Raw genomic sequence first — 21,316 nt, 5'->3', positions numbered from 1 at the left:
TTGGATATAACACTATGCTTTTTTATGTGAAAAATTAACATAATTATCAATCTTTATGTACCATATATTGTAATGTAGCTATGATTTTTTATCGTACTCATGTAAGAAAATAGCTTTGTAATTTTGTTTACTTACTTTTTTTGTATTTTATTTAAGAAAAATACAATAGCCTATGGAAAATTGATTACTTATCTAAATTGTTATTTATGAATGATGTCAGTATTTTATTCAGAGTATTAACTTTTAAATTTAGAACATTATGAAAATATTAGTTATTAAGTCTTTATGATCAGTATTATTGGTCGTTTTGAGTCTTTTTATTAGTTTTTCAATTGAAAGTTGTAGTGATGATTATAAGATTGATGAGTTGAATAATGCAACAGAGGTGCAAACGCATGCTATACCAACTCCTTCTTTTGATTGGGAGAATGCGGATTGGATCCCAACGCCATCTATACAGTCTCGGATACCTTCTCCATGGGTTGGTCAGAGCAGTTTGGCTGGAATGTATGGACTTGATGTTATTAATGATAGACGAGCATTTGATGGTTGGGAATTATTATATAATACGTTTAATAGCAGTGTTACTACTCTTTTAATAAATCCATATTTTATACTTTATAGTAAGTACAGGGGGATTATGCGTGTCTATCTTTATTTAACAACTTCATTTTTAACAACTTCGTCTTATATTCAAGATGGAATTTCTCTTATTTCTAATCATGGTACTAGGTTACTGAACTTATTGAGGCAAGAAGTTGCTGATGCTGACAAAAGGAGTACTCAATATGTTTAGATGCAGTCTGCTCCGCATGATGGGTCTTTGCCTTTAGCTTCGAATAGCTGGTGTATGATGCAGTATGAAATGGCATACGATCCAAGTTTGACTCAGATTCCGTATGATCAAATTCAATTAAGTTGTAGTTTAAATTATTATAATATTTAAAGAATAGAATTCGGAGGAAATGCAGTTGGTCAATTGAATGGAGTTATTGGGAGGGCTTCTGAACCGAATTTCTTTACACCGTTAATTTGGATTGGAAAAACTGTAGGAACTGGTGTACTTGCTGGGATTGGGAGGGATTTTATTACCAAAAATACAATTGATAAAGAGCAAGGTACAAATAAATTAGGAATTAATAGTTATATTTTTTTATAAATATCAAAGGGGATTTTTAGTGCATTGTCTGCAGCAACAGCGGATTTTCCAAAGGCACTTTGTGAATTTATTAAATGTTGTTATTGGAGGTAGTACAGAAACTCCCATAAGTATGACTATAAAGGTAAATATGGCATTAAGTGGAACCGGAACAGAAGGAGGAGCTTTTCCTTATGATTAATCCTGCTGTAAAAGAAATTGCAGATGTGGAAATTGTGGGACAAGATATAATTTGGACTGAAAAAATTAATCCTGATTATATTGTATATGGGACTCATAATGATTTAAATTCGAATTGATCTCTTAAAGAGGATCCTGTCATACGTTTTACAGTAAAAGTCATCTTATACTATGGCGTATAAGGTGGACAAGCTTATAAAGATGAAAAGCTTCGTGAAATAGGGTGTTCGGTACCCAGTTGGGAGAGAGTAACCAAGCTGGAGTGAAATTTAGGAATACCAAAAAATACTTCCTAGCCAAAGTCAAAGAAAGGAACAAGAAGGCAGAAATATTTTGGATCTTTTTCAGAATAATACATACAGTTAATTCGGCCTATATAATAAACAAAGTTGAAAAGAAGAAAAGAACTGTTGGTATAGTCAAAAAAAAGAATATTAGATAACCTTCTCAGGATATATATATCTTAATATGATAATTTTGAGGTAAAAAAGTATGAAGCGATAAAAGAGTATGAGAAAAAACTAAATTTTAGTTGTATACCCGAGGGGGACATTATGCAAAAATGCTGAGCAAAAACTATATGAAACTATACTTTACTCAGTAACAATTATCCTAAATGGAACATTTGCAGAATATTCCTTTTTAAGATTAGATAATCAGAAAGGTAATTAGCTAATTTACTTTTAGTTTATTATCTTTTAAAATTACAGTTGCATTATAAAAAAGTTGATTCGATCTTATTAAGATAAGAAAAATAAATTAGCGCAATTCCCACAGATTAAAAGTTTGAATCTGATAGAATCAGTATTAAAAGAGGTTTCTGCTAATTAAGTTTCATCCTCATCACCACCGGATTATGATCACTGTAATTAATATCCGGAGAAAAATAATCCATTCCTTCAAATTCCTGAGAATGAAAAATATAGTCGATTCTTAGCAAATGTTTAAAATAGCGGAAAGTGTACATATACCCATGTCCGCAGGTCTGGAAACCATCATTCAGATTTCCTTTTACCGTACGATAAATATAAGAGGAAGGTAGAGAGTTGAAGTCACCGCAGACAAGAGTAGGATGGGGGGAAACTTTAATCAGTTGATTGATTTGATTAGCTTGGGTGGCACGTTTCTTGAAGTTATTGTACAGACTGTTAGCAAGGGTGATAGCTGCAAGTTCAACTTTTGCAGAGTCATCAGCTTTAAGTTCTTTTTCCAGTTTACGTTTATTACTGCTAACATCGGTGGTTTGCAAGTGATTGTTGAATAGACGGACTGTACGTCCGTTGAAGTCGATGTCACACCAAAGGCTACAGTTGTTAGACTCAGGGTAGGTGATAAGCTGTTGATCCTGGATAGGATAACGGCTGAACAAAGCGAGCTGAAGAAGATTTTCTCCTTCAGGAGAAGAAGGGATATAATGATAAGGCCATTCTGAAAGTGATACATAAAGGCTATCTACTCCAAACTCTTTATTGATACCAAATTCCTGAAAACAGAAGATATCCACTCCTAGATTCTTCATGCACTCGGCTATTTGTTTACAGGAGTACCCTGTATGTTCTTGATTGAAGCTATCAACGTTGTAAGTTGCTACCGTTAAGAAAGCAGCAGCAGAAGAAGAAGAATTTCCAGTTATCGCAATAGCTACTGAATCTACTTTTTGATCAGATACTAGCGAAATATTAGAATTAGTTTCCACTAAAGTATCTTGATTAGCTTCCATTTGAGTTTCTTGTTCGGATACTATTTGAATTTTTTGATCATTCCCAATTTCAATTTCCTTACTATTACCTGTTTGATTTCTCTTCTCGATAATCACACTTGTTATGGGCTTAGCAGCCGAATCAAAGAGAGGGAACTGCAATACACGACTTAGAAATGTCCAATTACCAACAATAGCAATGATTGGGATAAATACCCAACATCTCCAACGAATAACCCAATAGATGGTCACAACTAGATTCATAAGCAAAAGCATAGGTAATATTAACCCGATGAAAGGCAATAACATTGAGTTATCTGGTGGAGTATCCTCAACAAAAATTCCGGCTAATGTAAAGATTGCGAGAATTCCTGTTAGTAAAATCGATATATAATAAAATAATCTGTACAAAGCCTTCATACTTCCTTTGATCTCTATTTTTTTATTCAATTTATTGTATATGCTTATTGCTGTCAAGTTACTGCCCTACTTGGTTCTTTGGCTATCTACATTTTTCCTATCCGGTTGTTTCTGATCTTTTAAGTTTGCGGTAGCCATTGCTTTATTATTTCCTTTAACTTGACCTGTGAGATCGGTTTAGCAATAAAGTCATTACATCCCGCTTCTTTAGCCGTTTTCAGATCATGGCCATACGCGTAAGCACTTTGAGCGATAATGGGTACATCAGACGATAATTCGCGAATGATTTTTGTAGCCTCGAATCCGTCCAGATTAGGCATCTTTATATCCATTAAAATGAGATCCGGTTTTACTTCATCGTACATGGTGACTATTTCTATGCCATCATGTGCGCGTACAAGCTTATATTGCTTACCTAAGATAGCGTTCAACAAATCATAATTACTGTCCGTATCTTCAGCTATTAATATGGTAGGCTTAGAAAAAGTCTTTTCTATTTCGGGTGTAGCAAAGGTAGACAATTCAGAGTTTACAACAGGATTATTGCTATCGGATTGTTGAGACTCATCGGACAATGAAGCTGTTCCGTTTGGTAACGTCGATGATTCTGCCGAGAGTTGCTTCGCTTCATAAGGTAGATGAAAAGTAAAAGTAGTACCTTTACCTACTTCAGATGTAACTGAAATTTCTCCTCCAAGTCTTTCAATAATTGTTTTACAGATTGACAATCCCAATCCAGTACCCTGAGCATAATTATTCAGTTTAGCGAAGCGTTCGAATACGCGTCCTACTTTACTTGATTCAATACCCGCTCCGGTATCTGTAACGTGAAAGATAATATAATCATTCTTCTGTTCAAATCCATAACTGATATTTCCTTCTTTCGTGAATTTGAAAGCATTTCCAATCAGATTTGAGAATACCTGAAACACCCGGTTCTTGTCTGTCGTTATCATCAACTTCTCGTTTGAAGGTTCATAAATCAGACCAACCCCCGGAGGAGTACGGAATACATGAGCGTCGTGCACCTCTTTACAAAGTTTGTGGAGATTTGTAGGACTATAAGTAAATTCTACAATGCCAGATTCAATCTTTGAGAGATCGAGTATCTCATTGATCAATTGCAACAAACGTTCATTATTGGCTTCAACAATTTCATAATACGATTTTCGTTCTGCCCGATCTTCACTTTCAGCGATTAAATGTGAAAATCCGACAATAGCATTTAGCGGAGTACGGATTTCATGGCTCATATTAGCAAGAAAGGCAGACTTTAAATTATCAGATAATTCTGCTTTTTCTTTAGAGGCTTGTAATTCCCGTTTCATCAGTTCCATAGCTGTGATATCCCATTCTATGCTGATGATAATTGAAGAAGTCATCTCATCACCGTCCACACGCATTTTTCGTTTGTCAAGGATCAGTAAATTTCCATTCTTATCTTTTCCCTCAGTTGTCCAATGAAGTTTCTTTCCGGTAGTGGCAACTTCAATATCTCCTTTTCTTTTCTCTTCAGCTACTTCTAGCGGATAGTAGTCAAAGTCATTTTTACCGATAGAATCTCCATTACAAATATCTCGGTTATATGATTCTCGGTTTCGATAGATATAACGAAAATCATTGTTAATATCCTTCACGACGATACCTGCGGGAAGATTGTTGATCGTCGTGTCCATGATTTGATTCAATCGTTTGATTTGCGCTTCATAACGTAATCTTTCAGAAATATCATGGCTGAACGACCAGTAACTTTCCTCTCCTGAATCATTGGTAACATTATACATAATACCCTCGTACGCTAAAATATCCTTATTATTCTTGGAAGGATTTTGGATGATATAATTGCTTCCTGAAGTCATAATACTCCTACATCGTTCGCGCCACTCCTTCTGTGTATTTATGTCGGCTACCACTTCATAAATTTTCAGCTTACTGATATCCTCATTTTCGGAAATTCCATGATTCTGCATAAATTGGCGGTTGGCAAAGATGAGCGTACCATCTTCTTTAGTGGCGAAGATACTCTCCTTGGCATTATTGATAGCGTGTGTTAAGGTATTGATATCATTTCTGCGACGTTGAGTATCGGTAATATTCTGGATATACCCTTCGATGTTAAAGCTACCATCAGAAAGTTGTTCGTGCGCATATGCTTGAAGTTGCACATAGTATATTTCATTATTATGAAGAATGCGGTAGCTAATACTTTCCTGATCAAAGTTTTCTATATTTCTTTTGCACCAGTCATTAAAGATATAACGGTCCTCTTCAACGATGGATTGTATATAGTCGTTGAATGAAATGCTTTTCACATCTTCGGTACATAAAATGCCGGTATGCCCCATATAATGGAATCTATTTTCTCGGGTGTTGTACGTCCACTGTCCAATCTGTGCTACCTTCTGTATTTCGCGTAGATTCCTGTTCACTTGTTCCAGCAGGCGTTTTACATTGCTACGTTGCGTGATATCGCGATATTGACACAGTACCATGTCATCGTAAGGATACATGATACATTTGAAATAATACGTATCATTTGACAATTCCAATTTGAAATTCTTAGTGATACTTCGTTTTTCATTCAATACAGTTTGGAAAATAGGAAACACCTTCTCTCTTGTATATTCGGGGAGTAATTCAAATATATTTTTGCCAAGTAATTTCTCTTCTTGTAAAAACCACAACTCGCTATGAGTATTGATATCTATGCAAACACCGCCCCGATCAATCAGTAACATCGTATCAGCAGTAAGTTTCAATATCCTTTGTGCATTGTTTGCATCATGTAATGTCCTGTTCATGCCCTTTAATTAGATTATAGGAGTTTTTCTTCCGGCAAAGATAACAAAAGAATTGGTCAATTGTTTGTACAATCTATAGAATTATCAATCAATAAGTTGTATTTTCTGATCCATTTAGTTAAGACTCTGCTCGTTTTGCCTTTTCCCATGTTCCATTTGCCTTTTTTTGCTTCAGATAACCGATGCCTTTTAGTACATTAACGTTCATGAAAAGGAAGTAGTAGGGGATAAAAAGCAACTTATTTTTTATTTGTTTGGTAGATAAATAATACCCCCAGTATCCCATTACATAGAACAGAATCTGTAAAATGAGCAGAATCCCATAGAATACAGGTGCGCTACTAGAAAACAGAAGTACTATATTTAGTGGAAATAATGCAAACAATAAAAATGGAGTAACAGACCACCTTAATACCCGGTGTGAGGTGTATTGAAAGCTAAGAACCCCATAACGGAAGGGATTTAGCAAAGGACGCAAACGAGCGATGGATTGCAATCCACCGGCAGCGATACGTATCTTTCTTTTTTCTTCTTCACGCATATCCGCAGAACTGCTTTCGATGGCGTAGGCATTGGTGCAATAAGCAATAATATATCCTTTCATCGTAATACGGAGGGAAAGGATAAAGTCATCCAACAAGGTATCCGGTGCCATTGGCTCAAAAAGCTCACGACGTACTGCAAACAACTCTCCGGCAGCTCCAACAGTAGAATAAAGTCGTGCGTCAAGTGCTTTTAAACTCGATTCATATTTCCAGTAAATACCTTCTCCACCCGCAGCAGCTCCATCTTTGCTTTGTACAGCAATGCGTTTTTCTCCTGCCACGCAGCCAACTTTGGGATTTTGAAAAGCGAGCACTATTTCCCGGATTGCTTCACTATTTATCATTGTATTAGCATCAGTGAAGACAACAATGGGAGTTTTAATAAACGTCATTCCACGTGTCATGGCAGCAGTCTTACCTTGTCGTTTGGGTTGAAAGTAAACAGTAACCTTTCCGTCCCATTGGGTTTGCAGGCGGTCGTTGGTTCCATCATTGCTACCATCCGTCACCCAAACGATGTGAAGTTTATCCGAAGGATAATCCAATGCGAGGCTGTTCATCATTTTTTTTGTCAACTACATCTTCTTCGTTGAAAGCTGTGATGAAAAGAGTTACCTTCGGCAGATCACTGTCCGATGTCGGAAGCGATCGTTTCACTGGTTTTACGAAAAGTTCTTTCAGTTTAACAAGAGCGTAGAGCAGAATACCGTAGCCCAGATAAGTGTAGAATACGATGAACAGGGCAAACCAAAAAAGGATTTCGAGACAGAGGGTAAAGGTATTATTCATAGTCATATATAATTTAATATCATGTGTCTTATTATTTAATCCGCTTTTCAATTACTATTTTATCAGATTAGATTCTTCGTCCTTATATTCCAACTTTTTAGTAAACAATCCGGTCATCCCCTTTATCGCTTTGATAACGCGTACCCGGAAACTATTGAGTAATGTACCATCTACACCGACTGTTCCATATCCGGTAATAGCACGAGCTTTCCTGTTACGTACAAAAACGATTTTTCCATATGCTTTCAGTTGCAGTGCCAGATACCCATCCTCACCACGTTTGATATCCGTACGGATACCCACTTCTCGAGCGTAGTCTGTACGATAAGCAAAAACCAATCCTCGTACACTTAGCTCCGGACGCTTGAAAGATTGTAACCATAAATACATGTCACGAGCAGTTTCATAAGAAGCTAATCCCAATTTAGAGTGAGATTTGTCGGGAACATAACTCCACAATGCACTTACTGCAACAACTCCGGGTTGTTCAAGTACGTCAATCATAGTCTCTACATAATGAGGTGGATACATAGTATCTGAATCAATGTTTATATGATATTTTCCACGTGCATGATTAAGACCACAAGAACGGGCAAAGCCACAGCTATGTTGAAGTTCCGTATAATAAGGTATGCCACACGTTTCAAACACCTCAGTTGTACGATCTTTTGAATCATTATCTACTCCAATAATTTCTACTGGATACTTACATTTCATTTCACTTAATGACCAGAGACAGGCCAACAGATGCTTTTCTTCATTATATCCTATTATAGATATAGTAACAAATGGAGATTCGCTTTGTAACTTTTGCAGATTCCCGCGCACCTTATCAATCACGCTTTTCGGAGCGTCCGCAAACGGCTTTTCATATACCTCCATATAAGGCTCATACCACTTAGTCATACATTACTTATTGTTGGTTAGTGATTCGAATAATTGTTGCCATTGGGGCATAATGTTTTCAGGTAGATAACGTTTTATATTTTCTCTTGCCTTACGTCCCATTTCTTTACGAACATTTTTCTGTACTATCATATAATTGATCTTCTCGGCAAATAGCTCTATGTTTCCGTTCTCCACGATCAAACCATCCTCCTCATTTTTGATAATGTCTTCCGGTCCATGTGGGCAATTAAACGAAACGCAGGGCAGACCGCATGACATCGCTTCAATCAATACAAGACTGAAACCTTCCCAGCGGGAACTCATAACATAAAAGTCACTCTCCATATATTTATCAAAAATCTGTAGCGTAGGAGCATGAAAGTGAATCACCTCATTGAGGTTGTGTTGTGAGACTTGGTGAGTCAGTTTTTCTTTATCTTCTCCTGTTCCATAAATATCCAGATGCCACTCCGGGTGATGCTCATGTACAATTTTCCAAGCATCAATCAAGAGATCATACCCCTTTTGTTTGGTGAGTCTCCCTACAGTAATCACTCTGTTTGTCTTAGGATATGGCTTGAGTTCTATGGGGTAATGCCCCAGCATATTGGGGATGACTACTGCTTGTTTTACGTTCTTCCAATTCTCTGCATCTCCGGATGTAAGAGCAACCAACACCTGACATTTACTGATCGTTCTATAGACATGGTTATCATACAACTTTGCAATAAATCTGCGAATACTATTAGGAGGAAAATTTTGTTGTTTCTCGTTAGATTCTTTGGCTGTGTGAGCTTCAACAACACTAACTGCTCCATTAGCTAAACGGATCACAGCGCTTATTTCAAATAAAGCATAAGTAGTGCAGCATATAACATTCGGTTGAATTTGTTTTAAGCATTTTTTCAGCCGCTTCTTATATTCGTGCTTCATAATGAGCTCTATGAATCTGTGCTTGATTCGACCATAGCGGGACAAAGTGAAAAAACGTACGTTTAAATCGATATGTTTCACTTTGGGTGAAAGAGGAAAAGGGTGGGGATGATCTCCCTGTTCACAAGTGATAAGAGTAATTTCGTTCGAAGTGTGTTCTGCGAAATAATTCATCTTGTCCGTTAGGATACGCTCTGTACCTGCCGTTTTTGCCAATGATTGAAATATGTATACGATTCTCATAATATGCATTTAATTTTTATGTTTTCTATACGTCTTTAGTGTACGAATATAAGTTGCCAGTAAAAAAGTAATCATCCAACCCGGCAGTAAATTTAAGATATATGTTAGTGTATTAAACGTTCGATAATTTTTGAGTTTACGGATATCAGAGTAACTCAGAGGATGTTTCAATAATTTTTTGATCTCCGAAGTCTCCAGTCGGGGAACAAACATCTTACGTTTTTCTATGGCAACGGCGGCAGTATCTACACAAAGCTTCATCGTTTTTGTTACCAGATTGTCAAAATATGGTTTACCAGTCAATTGCTTACATCTCTCTTTGCAATACTCTCTGATCTGTATATGTTCTCTGATTTCTTCTCGTGGAATCTCTGTACGGGGCTGATAATTTGAGAGAGAGCCTTCCCGTTTGATATATATGTAAGTAATATCTTTTATCAGAACAGCTTTCTTCACTAAAGGGATAAGATCATAGTAGAAAAGCAGATCTTCCCAAATAGTGACCGACTGGAACTTAACGTGCGTACTACGAAGGAAGGATAAGTCATACAGTACATTCCACGTAAAGGAGCGTAGTGTACGATATAAGTTCTGATTGGCAAATTGGGCTAATTGGTCTTCACCGTCGAACCTCATGTCTGATAATATAAAATCCGTTCCGCATTTTTTCTTGTTTTCCCATTCTTCCCGATAAGATGCATAGGTTAATTCCGCCTTTTCCTTGGTGGCAGTCTTATAGAGTATTTCAATACAATCAGGCGTGATAAGATCATCGCTATCCAGAAAGAAAAGATAGTCTCCTTGTGCTTTGTTAATAGCTGTGTTTCTGGCGGCAGCTACTCCCAAATTGTGGTCATGCGATACAATACGTATATCTTTTCCCCGTAAATGATTTTCCTGTAACTGCCGGATCATTTTTACGGAGTCGTCCGTTCCTCGGTCATTAATGATAAGGAATTCTATCTCCTGAAAAGTCTGGTTCAGGGCAGACTCCATTGTTTCATTAATATATTTACCGGCGTTGTATAGCGGGATGGCAATCGTTACAAAATACTTCATACTCAGCTTATTTTAGCAATAATTTGTTTGCTATATTCTTCACCTGCGTCGGCAACCTGCTTTCCGTCGGCAGCCTCGTTCACGTATTTTCGTTCCAGTTTCACTTTTCTTTTGGCTCTCATTCGCCACCATTCGTATTCTACATCTACGTGTCCCGCATCAATTGCCTGATAGCCAGCTCGCGACAGATCGTACGCCAATACTGTAGCTGTGGGACCTAGAGCGATAAGAAAAAGAACCCCCTTTTCCAACTTTCTGGCTTCTTTCAGGATTTTATCGTAACGGTCGAATGCATCTTTTGTCGGACAAAGAATCCGGCGGATACTCCGAACATTGTCAAACAGATTATTACCGACTCCCAACCGACTTTTTTCCCCTTCAATGAAAACGATATCTCTGTCATTCCAAATGCCTTTCATAGCACGAAACCAACGTGCAGAATCCTCTTTTTGTGCGAAATCCATATAAGGACGTGTGACAAAGGTATTATAGTAAGTTTGTCCGGGAGTGAGGAACTCATCCCAGTAGGAACCGTACAGGAAAAAATGAGTTCTCCAGAACCGGCGGCTTTTCCGATTGTAACGGTATAAGTTCTCAAAAACATCAGATATACATACAATGTGCCCTTCTTCATGGCTCGTTAGCACTTCTTTCAATCTCTGAGCCAACTGCTGATTTCCTTTCTGGAAGCCAATTTCTTTGTTCGGATTAGTGAGCAAAAGCTCTCCGTCGCCAAAGCGGCTGACTGAACAATGGCTTGTAATAATTTTCTTAATTGTTTCGTCGATAGAAGTAACTTTAGGAATGATATTTTGCCGTTTTCGCAAAATGATATACCAAAAGTTATACCACTCTACTGTGCTGCCATATTTTAACTTGTAGCGAAGTGTTTGTATGAGTTGCCGAACGTTCATCTTACTGTTTTTTAAAGAGTTCATCCCAATATGGTATAATATTTTTAATGTAGAAACGTTTGATATTCTGTGTGGCATTCTTCCCCATTTCTTTCCGGATATCTTCGTGCTCGATGAGATAACATATCTTTTCTGCTAACTGATCGATATTCCCATTTTCAACAAGTAACCCATCCTCTCCATCCATTATGATGTCACGTGGACCGCAGGGGCAGGTAAAAGCCACTGGAGGTAAACCGTGTGCCATAGCTTCGCCTAGTACCATTGGCATTCCTTCATATCTTGACGAAAGAACGAATATCGAACTTTCGATCAGTTTGTCGGTTATATTGTTTGTCGGAGGATTGAGATGGCAAGAGTGGTTTATATTTAAATCTTCCGCTAATTGTAAGTATGACTCCCGTGCCCCATCACCAAAAACTTGTAGCTTCCAATCCGGATGGCGTTGGCTTACTTTTTGCCAAGCTTGTAAAAGCAAATCAATTCCTTTTTGATAGGTATATCTGCCGATAGCTATCACTTGTTTGCTGGTCGAAGAGGAATGTACAGGTATATTATCAAATGAAACCGGATTGTGGATACAGATTACGTTGTTCAGTTCAGTCCAATTTTCCAAGTCTTCATTGGTTAGTACGACAAATGTATCCAATTTTCTGAGTTGCTTGATGAGTTGTTTCATCCATTGGTGCGAGATCATATTGCAGATAAAAGCTGGTAACGGACCGTTGAAAATCCGGTAATTACTTTTATCGAAATGTATTTCTCCTATTTTCTTGCTTCCGTCCTTAATGGAGTTGATAAAGTTTATGTCTTTTCTAAGTAGGGAAACAGTGATATCCGGTCTTAATTCCATCAGCTTTTGTGAAAGCATCTTTTTATATCGTCTCATATAAAGTTTATATTTCAAAACCTTTAATGGGAACGGTGTATGGTCGTACATCCGGTAAAAGTTGATGTCAAAATTGACTACGTGTACTTTGGAAGATAAGGGATAGAAGAGGGGACGTCCCTTTTCCTCTGTCAGACATATCGTAACATCATATCCTAATACGTCTGCCAGATAACTGGCTTTCAAAGACAGTACCCGCTGCATACCTCCGGGACCATACAGGTCATCGGTGCAATATACTATTTTAATGGTTGAATTATTCATAGGCTGTCTATAACTTTATTCATTTGTACTTTCCATGATAGACTCTGTTCGATAGATTGCCTGATCTCGTGCGGCGGTATCGATACTGTTTGTTGGAAACGGATGATTTGTGCTATGTTAAGAGGTGATTCATCTGGTTTTATTTTGAGTATATATGGCATTCCTTCAAAATCATCATCTATTTCGGAGTAAGCAAACGGGATACCTCGTGCAGCATACTCCCTGTTTTTTAGGGAACGTAAGTGAGTGATCCCGCTTCGGTGTCTTGCAAGACTACCGATTCCCAGCTCACATTGGTCGAAAACAGCATTCAAAGCTCCACCGAACAGGGGACCGTGAAAAATAACATACTCTTGCAGATTATTTTCGTTTGTGAGACGATGGTAGTTACTTACTACTTCGGGCACTCCTTCACCTACGATGTGCAAAAATACTCGGAGAGGGGGCGTAGCATTAACATTACTCTGATAATATTCAGCCAAGCCACAGATGGCGCGGTCAAAACCATGCCAGGGATGAATAGTAGCAACTGCTATTAGATGCAGCTCATTTTCGGAAGGGTGCGGTAGTTGTTTTTTTAAGGGAACAACGTCAAAGTCAATACCATTGGAAATTTGAATAGTGGGCCGCCCAAAAATAAAAGAATCATTGGAAAAAGTAACGATTTTATTTATATAATGAGCCATGAAGTGCCTGAGACATTTATCGATCCACAGCACTCGTTGATAACCAAAAGATAACCCTTTATATTCTTGATCATAGGGATAAGTTGGTATTTCTAAAGCAATTTTTATTCCTTTTTTTCGTAGCTTTCGGTAAAGGTTGATCAAGAAGGGAGTCGTATTATGGTCCGACCGTACATAGACTACTTCTATCCCTTCTTTCATTGCATATCGGTAGACACAATCTAGATTGGTACGCTTCCGTATTTTTCCTTTAATCCCATTTCCATAGTTTTCTATAACCAGATCGTCCACCATTCGGCGCTTCCGGTTATCCGTATCGTCCAGCCAACAGATACGTACATCCACTCCACACTCTTTAAGCGCTTTTACTTGATAGCGTATTTTCTTACTGATTCCGTTGGATTCTTCGAAACCGTGGAATATGAGGAAGATTGCTTTCATTTGTTTGTTTGCCTTTGTTGATTATGAGATCATTTCTTTTTCTTCAAAATGCTTTTCGCTTTACCTATAATGTCATAAGTATGCGTCAATTGTATATATTCTCCAAAGATAATAAAACTAATTATACTTTTCACGATCAGTGTAACAAAAATGTTCATTCCTTCCATTGCATAATTTAGAGGCAAGAGGCAGGCCGCAACTAATAAACTGATTACTATTGGCGAAAAGAGTTGCCGTACGAACTGCCAGAAGCTTCTTTGGAAGGTAATTCGGTACATCTGCCAAAAGCATTGTGCAAAGTTGATTGTAAATGTGACGGTAATACAAGTGGCAACTGCCGTCAATGTACCGAAGTAGAAGATTCCGAGCAAGATCCCTGTCACGTTGAGTATAGACGAAAATACTCCGCAGATAAACAAGCTTCGTGTGTCTCCTGATGCCTGAAAAATGGAGCCGGAAGAAGAAAGTATAATTTGAATACCTACCGAGAGTGATAAGATCTGGAATACCGGAACGGATGGTAACCATTGGTCGCCGAAGATAATAAGTGTCACTTCTTTAGCAGTGAAAAAGAGCAGCATACTCAATGGCAAACCGATGAATGCCAAAAACTGTACAATGCGTTCGTATGAGGATGCCAGACGCTCTTTGTCATTTTGAAAATCGCTGAAAACCGGGTGCATCACAGGAGTGATCACTTGTGTGATATTCTGTAACGGAAGCATCATGAGCCGGTAGGATTTCTCGTAATAACCCAGAGCAGACATATTCATATATTTTCCTATAAGTAATTTATCAAGGTTACGGCTGAAATAATTGATAATATTGAATAAGAATTGGTAGGCGGAATAAGAGAAAATCTTCCGCAACACCTTCATTCCCAGTGTCAAACGTAGCCGTTGGGGATAGCGCTGATAGGAAATGGCGAATAACAGGATGCTAGATAATATCGGATTGATAATCAATGCATAGAGCCCTGCCCCATAGATAGCGGCAATTACGGCGGCAGCGCCACCTGCTACTTGGATCACAAAGCTCCGAATGGCGATGAATTTAAACTCCTTATTCCGGTAAAACATCGTCCCGGGAACAATATTCGCTGAAGCAAAAAACAAATTGACTGCCAGTAGCTGACAAAGTGTCCGTAGAATATCACTTTTGTAATAGTCAGCAATGAGCCACGATGCGGTGAAAAATAAGATACTGATTCCGATTCCCGTCCATACGGTGAACGAAAATATATCTGATAGTTCTTCTTTTGTCAATGATTTATTTTGCACGATAGAGGCAGATACCCCCATGTCAGTGAAAAGGTTGAAAAAGGCGATAATGACGCTGGCGATTGCTACAATTCCGAAATCGTCGGGTGAAAGCAAACGTGCTAGTACGCCTGCTACAACGAGTGAAATGATGATTCCACTGTACTTGGCCACAGCCGTATAAAATACACCGGAAAAAAGTTGTTGCTTGATGTTATTGGCCATTATTTGTTAGATTGTTGCTTGATAAATGGTTTGAATAATAAGACAGCTATACCTCTGGTTGATACATATCGCTTATACTGAAAAATAAAGCGGAGTACTAAATGTAAACGTTTTCTCGGAGAAAGTGTTTGCGCTTGCCATGCGATAGCATTCAGCATTTGTGAGAGGTGCAGATCAATAACTTCTTTAATTTCTTTCTTCTGAATTTGCTTTTTGAAGTTCAGAAGTTCATGTGTTACGGTAAGATAGCCTTTCAGATTATAGGACGAAAATTTGCTTGTCATTATAGAGTTTTCTCGTAGGCGACGTTGGAAAAAAGCTCGGCGAATACAAGCTACTTTGGGGGCTTGCAGGTAAAGTTTTACCATGAATAATTGGTCTTCATGCACAATGCCCGGATAAAACAGTAGATGACAATTGGCAAGAAACTGTCTGCGGATGACATTGAGACAAGGAGAAGGGGTAAAAACATAGTTCTGCAATTGCATTTTGAGCACCTCGATACCACTGTACACTTTATTATCATCCAGTTTTTCAGTATGCTGATAACTTAGTTGGGGAGTGTTGGTGAAACTGTCTTCTCGAAAAGTACGGGCATCAAAAAAGATAAAGTCCAATTCTTCTTCTTCACATTTATGACAGCACATTTCAAGAGCGTCCGTATCGAGCAAGTCATCGCTATCCATAAAATAGATATATTCTCCTTGGGCACGTGCGATACCTTCGTTACGGGCTACGGATACTCCCTGATTGGCTTGTGAATATGTCTGTATACGATTGTCTTGTAAGGCAAGTTTTTCTACGATTTTCAGGCTTTCGTCCGTCGAACCATCATTGATGATAATGATTTCAAGTTCCTTCAGTGTCTGGCTCATGATACTTTCCACTGTTTGACGGATATATTTTTCAGTATTATAAACGGGTATGATAATACTGACTTTGATTTTATTGCTTTCCATTTTCACTAATCAGTTGCACATCATTCAGATGGCTTCTGCTTATTTATTGTTTGTTAAGTTCATGTAAATCTGGGCGTACTCTTTTCCTATTTTTTTTATGTTCATGTGTTCCATTGCGTACGAATAATTACCTTCACCTTTGTACCAGATAGTCTGCAAATTTCCTTTTTCCAACGCTTTCACGATACTTGGCAGGTCATCAGGATTGAAGGATGGATTACTTGTTTCATATAGCAACTCACCGATATTTCCCACATTAGGCCCTACTACTACCTTATGATATAAAAAAGCGAGCGGGACCATAGCCGAGTTTAATGCGTCTTTCCGTTGGATAAACACTATGTCACTGGCAGCAATATAGTACGGCAAATCGCAATTGTCTATTATTTCGTCTTCAGCTCCGGCATGTATATTCAGCCATCGGTTAAGTAAAGGTATTAGCAGATAGTAACCTATACGGGAGGCCCAACGTTTCAGGAAATTGCGACCGTACTTTTTGATTCTTGAAAAAGGATAGAAACGGGGAGCTACCAATAACTTATTGTTTTTATTCCACTTGCGGAATGCATCCAGTGTCATGCGTCTTTCTTTATTATTACGGAATTTTCCGAATGCAGTAACGATAAACGCATTTTGTGGCATTTTGAGATATTGACGCGCCCGCTCTATACTGATATCTTCCCGGTATGTATATTCGTAAATAGGATGGGGGATAATGACATTTCGGTCATTGGGATGGTCATGGGTAAATTCATGAAGGCTGTAGCGTCCCATATGTACTACAATGTCACTCTCTGTTTCTATTATTTCATAAACATGACTAATGATTTCATTCGCAGAGGATGGACAGATATTATGGCGAGTGTATACAAAATGCGCTCCCTGTGAACGCCACCAATCTATTCGTTCTTTCAGACGGGAAATAATGTTAGGATCGTTGCAGTTCCAACCTACCACTTCTTCGGGCCATTGAAAATGAATGATATCATAAGTCGTGTCAGACTCCCAAAACTCTTCGGTAGAACATCGGACATCAATGCCGGTCAACCGGATAGCCTCGCACAATATAGGTGCAAAAAGGTTATCCGTGTCGCTGGTTTCCCGAAAAATGATTAATGCTCTTATACTTATATCGTCCGTTTTACAACCGTTCATGTTTTTTATTCAACTTAGTTTTGACGAGTTTATACTCTTGACACAAAGATAGAAAAAGTTATGATAACTTCCTCTTTTTTGTGCAATTCTTTTTGTCTTGCTTTTTCTTTTTTCGTTTTTTCTCCTTGTGTTGTTCCACTAGTTTACCACTGATCTAGAGAATTTTCTGTTCTTGGATGAGTCGTTTTAGTAATTCTTCTTTGTCGTTACATTCTTGTAGAAAGAGGACTTGTTTCGGATCATATTTGTCTAGGTATTCGAAGTTCTTTAGCTCCATCACTATACATTTTTCTTCGAGTATTGCTTTATGGACTTGATAATAGAGGTAGTGAAGCATGAAGATGCATTTTAATGCTTTAAAGTGTTGGAAGAATGCTTTGGCGTAAGTGTCAGTATGTGACAGTTGCGCATGTGTTCCAGCCTCCATTTTGTACCCGAATTGAGAGAAGATCGCATATTGACTTCGTTGTGAAACAAGGAGGATAGCATACGGATTTTCCGAATTATACATCCTGTGGCTAAAAGTAGGTTCTGCTGATTTTTATAACAAAGCAGATTACGGACTGGTTATTGAACGAGATGATGAATTCGGAGTGACATGTGTACATGTGGAGAAGGGGAAATTCAAACATTTGGGACATAGAGGGATAGCTACATTGGTTTATGATCCGGTCAATGGGCGTTATTCGCCTTCTGTGAAATCGAAAGACTTTGCGGTTCCACCCGACAGGCGAGTCGGTGATACAGAGTTCGATAATACTTGTTGGTTGTCGGAGAAGGAATTGTTTAGTGAGGACTGGACAAATGAATAACTCTTTTATCATTTAACTGATAACTGGGTAATAATGGGTTAAATAAAAGCTTGCTTCAATAGCAGATTCATGTTATTTTTTATTCTTTGGACTAAGGTTCTTATGGGAATTCTATTATAAGGCGTACTTGTGCCGGAGTGTAATATCTGCTTTTGACGTTCATTTCGGTAGCTATAAGCCGTTCTTTTAATCCGGGGGAGGTTTCTATCCATATTATTAAATCGTTCTACTGCGCTTTGTTGCTTTATATTGGGAGGGTATAGCTGTACCAGTTCTCCTTTTTGTAGCTTCGGTAGTTGAATCTTTTCTCTTTCCGGTATTCTTGTGTGAGATTAGTTGCTTTCATTTATTCACCTAATTAGTTTGTTATAATGCTATAAAGTTACGCTTTTTTACTGGAATATACAAGGGCGGAGAGAGTGAATTTATAGGAAATGAAAAGTATTCTGTTGTTTTTTATCTGAGGTTTCTATGACTCTTTGCTATGTATTCTTTAATCCTGTTTAATTCTGTGTAGTCAGGCTTAGCCCGGTATTATTCCGAAGACGAATGGCAGGTTGTTGTACCTTTGTTTTATCATCAGAAAGGAAGAATATCCTTCTTTTCTTAAAACATTTTTATATGGTAACAGTTCCGTAGTGCGTTATCAGCACAGAAAACAGATTAGCGATAAGGAATTGCCGATGGTATTTGCTCTCAAGCTCAAGTTGGGAGAGTCGAAAATCTATTCCATTGAGTCATTGGCTTGTGAAATAGAATCTATTGTTTTTCTTTCGGTAGAGGACGTGGTGCACGTTATGAAATCCTTTGTCTGTTCGATGAAGAAGGTGCTTGTGGCAGGTAATAAAGTGAAAGTGGATGGATTAGGGATTTTTTATACGACGCTTACCTGTCCTAGAGTGGAAGCAGCCAAAGATTGTACGGTGAAGAATATTACTCGTGTCAATGTTCGTTTCAAGATAGATAATTCATTGCGTCTTGCTAATAACAGTACTGCTACTACTCGTGGTGGAAAAATAACGTGATGTTTGAACTGATCTCTGCCGGTAAATCCGCTTCTGAAGGTGGAGGTGGCAATGAAGGTGGGGGATCCGATGATGGAGAATCTCCGTATCCTACTCTTTAGTCATAAATGTTTGTTGGAAGGGGGAGATGGGCCCGTTTCCCTTTCAGCTGACGGTATTTATAAAACGTTCATAAAAACAGAAAGATGATGATTAATAAGATTTTGGTATCGTATTGGAAGTATTTTTTTCTTTCGCAGAAAGAGAAAAAGTAAAAGAATGAAAGGGCAGGTCGATGAAGAAGATTGACCTGATTGTGATTCACTGTTCCGCCTTAAGGGCGGACAGGGATTTTACAGAATAGGATCTTGAAGTGTGCCACCGAAGGCGTGGGTTCAACGGTATCAGTTATCATTTTTATATTCGTAAAAATGGAGATATCAAAACTACTCGTTCGCTAGAGAGGACCGCGGGGCTCACGTGAAAGGACACAATCTGACAAGTATTGGTATCTGCTACGAAGGTAGGCCCAATTGTCATGGGCATTCGTCTGATACTCGTACCGAATGGCAGAAACATTCACTTTGGGTGCTCATTCTTACGCTTCTGCGTGATTATTCCGGTTGTTGTGTTGTGGACATCGGGACTTAAGTCCTGATCTGAATGGGGAGATTGAACCGGAAGAGTGAATTAAGGCATGTCCATATTTCAATGTAAAAGAATATTTGGATTTGTTGAGAAAGAACACAAGGCAATGCGACTCTTAATAGTAACCGATTGATCGCATGAGATTATTCTTTTTCCTCTCCATGCTCTGTATGTATAAATTTCTTGTTGGCTCCTTTGAGCTTAAACAGATTAGCTATCATGATGAGTGCCAATGTTGGTACTTGCATGATGGCTTTTCCTAGTTTTTTATTAAATAACTTTCTGGGCATAGGAAGTATCATTGCAATGACTTGGGCTACTGAAAGTAACCACCATTTTATTCCAATATACCATTCATTGCTCTCATTTTGAAGACTTATCCATATACAAATGACAGTAATCAGAAAAGTGAAGCCGAAAACCCCTGCTAATTGTACTAAGCGAGGTGGTAACATCCATTGAAGTATTTTGTCGCAATAATCAACATTGCCATGTAGAAATGCTTTCGGAAAATTTGGCAATGAAGCGCGTAATGCTCCGTATTGAGCGGCGATCCAGCGTTTACGTTGATTCTTGATTGCTTCCTTCTTCTGCGTTTTTTCATCATATACGGAGAGTTGTGCCAAATATTCGGTATGAACTCGTTGTTTTAGTAACAATGCTTCCAATTCTTTGTCTTCTCCGGAGGTTTGCAGATGCTTTACATTTTGGCGGAACCAATCCGCATCAAAAGCCATTCCTGAACCGGTCAGACCGGCTGATAGACCAACTGCATTGTGTCCACTACGGAAAAATCCATTATTGATCTCTTCGCTGACTGCATCTAAAATAGAAATGTCTGTATTTAAGTTTTTACCTGTTCGTCGTGCTTGTATTGAACGGCATCCGCTTTCGAATGCACAGTTGATTTCTGCCAGGAAATTTGGGGTAGTAAGATTATCGGCATCCATTATGACAACTATGTCGTGATTCTTATCCATGGTGATATCCATTGCCAATGATAACGCTTTAGCTTTGGAGCTATTGGCGTAGTCAGCTGTTTGTAGCTGGATGGGGAGTGCTTGTAAGGTGTCGTTGGTGGCTGGTTGCATTTGGTCTGAAATGACAACAATGTCGAATTTATCTTGTGGATATTCCTGCTTGAGGAAACTGCGGACGGTGGATACAATTACGCGATCTTCTTTGTATGCGGGAAATAGTACCAAAAAACGGCGCTGTGTCTTGGCTATGGAGAATTTGCGCGGACGGTAAAATTTGGAAGCAATTGCGTAGAATAGTAAATAAAAAACGCAGAGTGCTAACAAACTAAAGAGTATCCAGTCGATCAAGGTAAATATATGCATA

General features: G+C 38.4%; 15 protein-coding genes and 5 pseudogenes. 5 read left to right on the top strand and 15 right to left on the bottom strand.

The genetic code is table 11. The annotated features are described in order from the left end of the window. Positions 1 to 307: 307 nt before the first annotated feature. Both EJF25_RS06935 and EJF25_RS06930 read left to right on the top strand, forming a co-directional pair. On the top strand, positions 308 to 796 hold the full coding sequence (locus EJF25_RS06935; protein WP_125040634.1) for a hypothetical protein: 489 nt from the start codon (positions 308 to 310) through the stop codon (positions 794 to 796). 183 nt (positions 797 to 979) lie between these two features. Continuing rightward, positions 980 to 1,159 carry a hypothetical protein gene (locus tag EJF25_RS06930; RefSeq protein ID WP_125040633.1) on the top strand — a complete coding sequence of 60 codons (180 nt, stop codon included), beginning with the start codon at positions 980 to 982 and terminating at the stop codon, positions 1,157 to 1,159. Between the two features lie 1,003 nt (positions 1,160 to 2,162). Here the strand turns inward: EJF25_RS06930 and EJF25_RS06925 are convergent. The 13 genes and pseudogenes from EJF25_RS06925 to EJF25_RS06860 form a co-directional block, all read right to left on the bottom strand. Further along, the gene (locus tag EJF25_RS06925; protein ID WP_235016757.1) at positions 2,163 to 3,458 is read right to left on the bottom strand and encodes an endonuclease/exonuclease/phosphatase family protein; all 1,296 of its coding nucleotides are present in this window, start codon (positions 3,456 to 3,458) and stop codon (positions 2,163 to 2,165) included. 119 nt (positions 3,459 to 3,577) lie between these two features. Further along, positions 3,578 to 6,259 (bottom strand): hybrid sensor histidine kinase/response regulator, encoded by a 2,682-nt coding sequence (locus EJF25_RS06915; protein ID WP_125040632.1) that lies wholly within the window; start codon positions 6,257 to 6,259, stop codon positions 3,578 to 3,580. Positions 6,260 to 6,377: 118 nt separating this feature from the next. Beyond that, positions 6,378 to 7,593 (bottom strand): annotated as a pseudogene (locus EJF25_RS06910) (glycosyltransferase family 2 protein). Between the two features lie 54 nt (positions 7,594 to 7,647). Further along, the gene (locus tag EJF25_RS06905) at positions 7,648 to 8,499 is read right to left on the bottom strand and encodes a glycosyltransferase family 2 protein (protein WP_125040631.1); all 852 of its coding nucleotides are present in this window, start codon (positions 8,497 to 8,499) and stop codon (positions 7,648 to 7,650) included. Between the two features lie 3 nt (positions 8,500 to 8,502). Beyond that, complete coding sequence (locus tag EJF25_RS06900) at positions 8,503 to 9,657, bottom strand: glycosyltransferase family 4 protein (RefSeq protein ID WP_160119385.1); 1,155 nt, start codon at positions 9,655 to 9,657, stop codon at positions 8,503 to 8,505. Between the two features lie 9 nt (positions 9,658 to 9,666). Then, positions 9,667 to 10,716, bottom strand: a complete 1,050-nt coding sequence (locus EJF25_RS06895; RefSeq protein ID WP_125040629.1) for a glycosyltransferase family 2 protein — start codon at positions 10,714 to 10,716, stop codon at positions 9,667 to 9,669. A 2-nt stretch (positions 10,717 to 10,718) separates the two neighbouring features. Then, positions 10,719 to 11,630: an SP_1767 family glycosyltransferase gene (locus tag EJF25_RS06890; protein ID WP_125040628.1), complete on the bottom strand. Its 912-nt coding sequence runs from the start codon at positions 11,628 to 11,630 to the stop codon at positions 10,719 to 10,721. A gap of 1 nt (position 11,631) precedes the next feature. Continuing rightward, positions 11,632 to 12,783: a glycosyltransferase family 4 protein gene (locus EJF25_RS06885; protein ID WP_125040627.1), complete on the bottom strand. Its 1,152-nt coding sequence runs from the start codon at positions 12,781 to 12,783 to the stop codon at positions 11,632 to 11,634. Then, positions 12,780 to 13,910: a glycosyltransferase family protein gene (locus tag EJF25_RS06880; RefSeq protein WP_125040626.1), complete on the bottom strand. Its 1,131-nt coding sequence runs from the start codon at positions 13,908 to 13,910 to the stop codon at positions 12,780 to 12,782. Before EJF25_RS06880 ends, EJF25_RS06885 begins: the two co-directional genes overlap by 4 nt. 29 nt (positions 13,911 to 13,939) lie before the next feature. Next, positions 13,940 to 15,394, bottom strand: coding sequence for a lipopolysaccharide biosynthesis protein (locus tag EJF25_RS06875; RefSeq protein WP_125040625.1), 1,455 nt, complete (start codon positions 15,392 to 15,394; stop codon positions 13,940 to 13,942). Further along, positions 15,394 to 16,353, bottom strand: coding sequence for a glycosyltransferase (locus tag EJF25_RS06870; RefSeq protein ID WP_125040624.1), 960 nt, complete (start codon positions 16,351 to 16,353; stop codon positions 15,394 to 15,396). The genes EJF25_RS06875 and EJF25_RS06870 overlap by 1 nt, the downstream gene beginning before the upstream one ends. A 39-nt stretch (positions 16,354 to 16,392) precedes the next feature. Beyond that, positions 16,393 to 17,508: a glycosyltransferase family protein gene (locus EJF25_RS06865; RefSeq protein WP_125040623.1), complete on the bottom strand. Its 1,116-nt coding sequence runs from the start codon at positions 17,506 to 17,508 to the stop codon at positions 16,393 to 16,395. Between the two features lie 154 nt (positions 17,509 to 17,662). Next, positions 17,663 to 18,019: a hypothetical protein gene (locus EJF25_RS06860; protein WP_125040622.1), complete on the bottom strand. Its 357-nt coding sequence runs from the start codon at positions 18,017 to 18,019 to the stop codon at positions 17,663 to 17,665. Between the two features lie 16 nt (positions 18,020 to 18,035). Here EJF25_RS06860 and EJF25_RS06855 point away from each other — a divergent pair. Continuing rightward, positions 18,036 to 18,320 (top strand): annotated as a pseudogene (locus EJF25_RS06855) (DNA primase); the annotation flags it as partial. Positions 18,321 to 18,420: 100 nt separating this feature from the next. On the opposite strand, the pseudogene EJF25_RS06850 reads toward EJF25_RS06855, so the two are convergent. Next, positions 18,421 to 18,666: pseudogene (locus EJF25_RS06850) on the bottom strand (DUF4248 domain-containing protein). 232 nt (positions 18,667 to 18,898) lie between these two features. Between EJF25_RS06850 and EJF25_RS25525 the strand changes: the two are divergent. Both EJF25_RS25525 and EJF25_RS06840 read left to right on the top strand, forming a co-directional pair. Then, positions 18,899 to 19,446: pseudogene (locus EJF25_RS25525) on the top strand (HU family DNA-binding protein). Positions 19,447 to 19,619: 173 nt separating this feature from the next. Beyond that, positions 19,620 to 20,013, top strand: a pseudogene (locus tag EJF25_RS06840) (N-acetylmuramoyl-L-alanine amidase). Between the two features lie 102 nt (positions 20,014 to 20,115). On the opposite strand, the gene EJF25_RS06835 reads toward EJF25_RS06840, so the two are convergent. Beyond that, on the bottom strand, positions 20,116 to 21,315 hold the full coding sequence (locus EJF25_RS06835) for a glycosyltransferase family 2 protein (RefSeq protein ID WP_200832881.1): 1,200 nt from the start codon (positions 21,313 to 21,315) through the stop codon (positions 20,116 to 20,118). Position 21,316 lies beyond the last annotated feature (1 nt).

Source organism: Bacteroides faecalis (genome assembly GCF_003865075.1).
Lineage (GTDB): Bacteria > Bacteroidota > Bacteroidia > Bacteroidales > Bacteroidaceae > Bacteroides > Bacteroides faecalis.
This window is presented reverse-complemented; position numbering and strand designations above follow the sequence as displayed.

What these genes read in the sequence shown, in the direction of transcription:
- EJF25_RS06880 (WP_125040626.1), bottom strand. Translation starts at nt 13,910, where the DNA reads ATGAAAGCAATCTTCCTCATATTCCACGGTTTCGAAGAATCCAACGGA.
- EJF25_RS06870 (WP_125040624.1), bottom strand. Translation starts at nt 16,353, where the DNA reads ATGGAAAGCAATAAAATCAAAGTCAGTATTATCATACCCGTTTATAAT.
- EJF25_RS06865 (WP_125040623.1), bottom strand. Translation starts at nt 17,508, where the DNA reads ATGAACGGTTGTAAAACGGACGATATAAGTATAAGAGCATTAATCATT.
- EJF25_RS06895 (WP_125040629.1), bottom strand. Translation starts at nt 10,716, where the DNA reads ATGAAGTATTTTGTAACGATTGCCATCCCGCTATACAACGCCGGTAAA.
- EJF25_RS06875 (WP_125040625.1), bottom strand. Translation starts at nt 15,394, where the DNA reads ATGGCCAATAACATCAAGCAACAACTTTTTTCCGGTGTATTTTATACG.
- EJF25_RS06925 (WP_235016757.1), bottom strand. Translation starts at nt 3,458, where the DNA reads ATGAAGGCTTTGTACAGATTATTTTATTATATATCGATTTTACTAACA.
- EJF25_RS06860 (WP_125040622.1), bottom strand. Translation starts at nt 18,019, where the DNA reads ATGTATAATTCGGAAAATCCGTATGCTATCCTCCTTGTTTCACAACGA.
- EJF25_RS06915 (WP_125040632.1), bottom strand. Translation starts at nt 6,259, where the DNA reads ATGAACAGGACATTACATGATGCAAACAATGCACAAAGGATATTGAAA.
- EJF25_RS06835 (WP_200832881.1), bottom strand. Translation starts at nt 21,315, where the DNA reads ATGCATATATTTACCTTGATCGACTGGATACTCTTTAGTTTGTTAGCA.
- EJF25_RS06890 (WP_125040628.1), bottom strand. Translation starts at nt 11,630, where the DNA reads ATGAACGTTCGGCAACTCATACAAACACTTCGCTACAAGTTAAAATAT.
- EJF25_RS06885 (WP_125040627.1), bottom strand. Translation starts at nt 12,783, where the DNA reads ATGAATAATTCAACCATTAAAATAGTATATTGCACCGATGACCTGTAT.
- EJF25_RS06900 (WP_160119385.1), bottom strand. Translation starts at nt 9,657, where the DNA reads ATGAGAATCGTATACATATTTCAATCATTGGCAAAAACGGCAGGTACA.
- EJF25_RS06905 (WP_125040631.1), bottom strand. Translation starts at nt 8,499, where the DNA reads ATGACTAAGTGGTATGAGCCTTATATGGAGGTATATGAAAAGCCGTTT.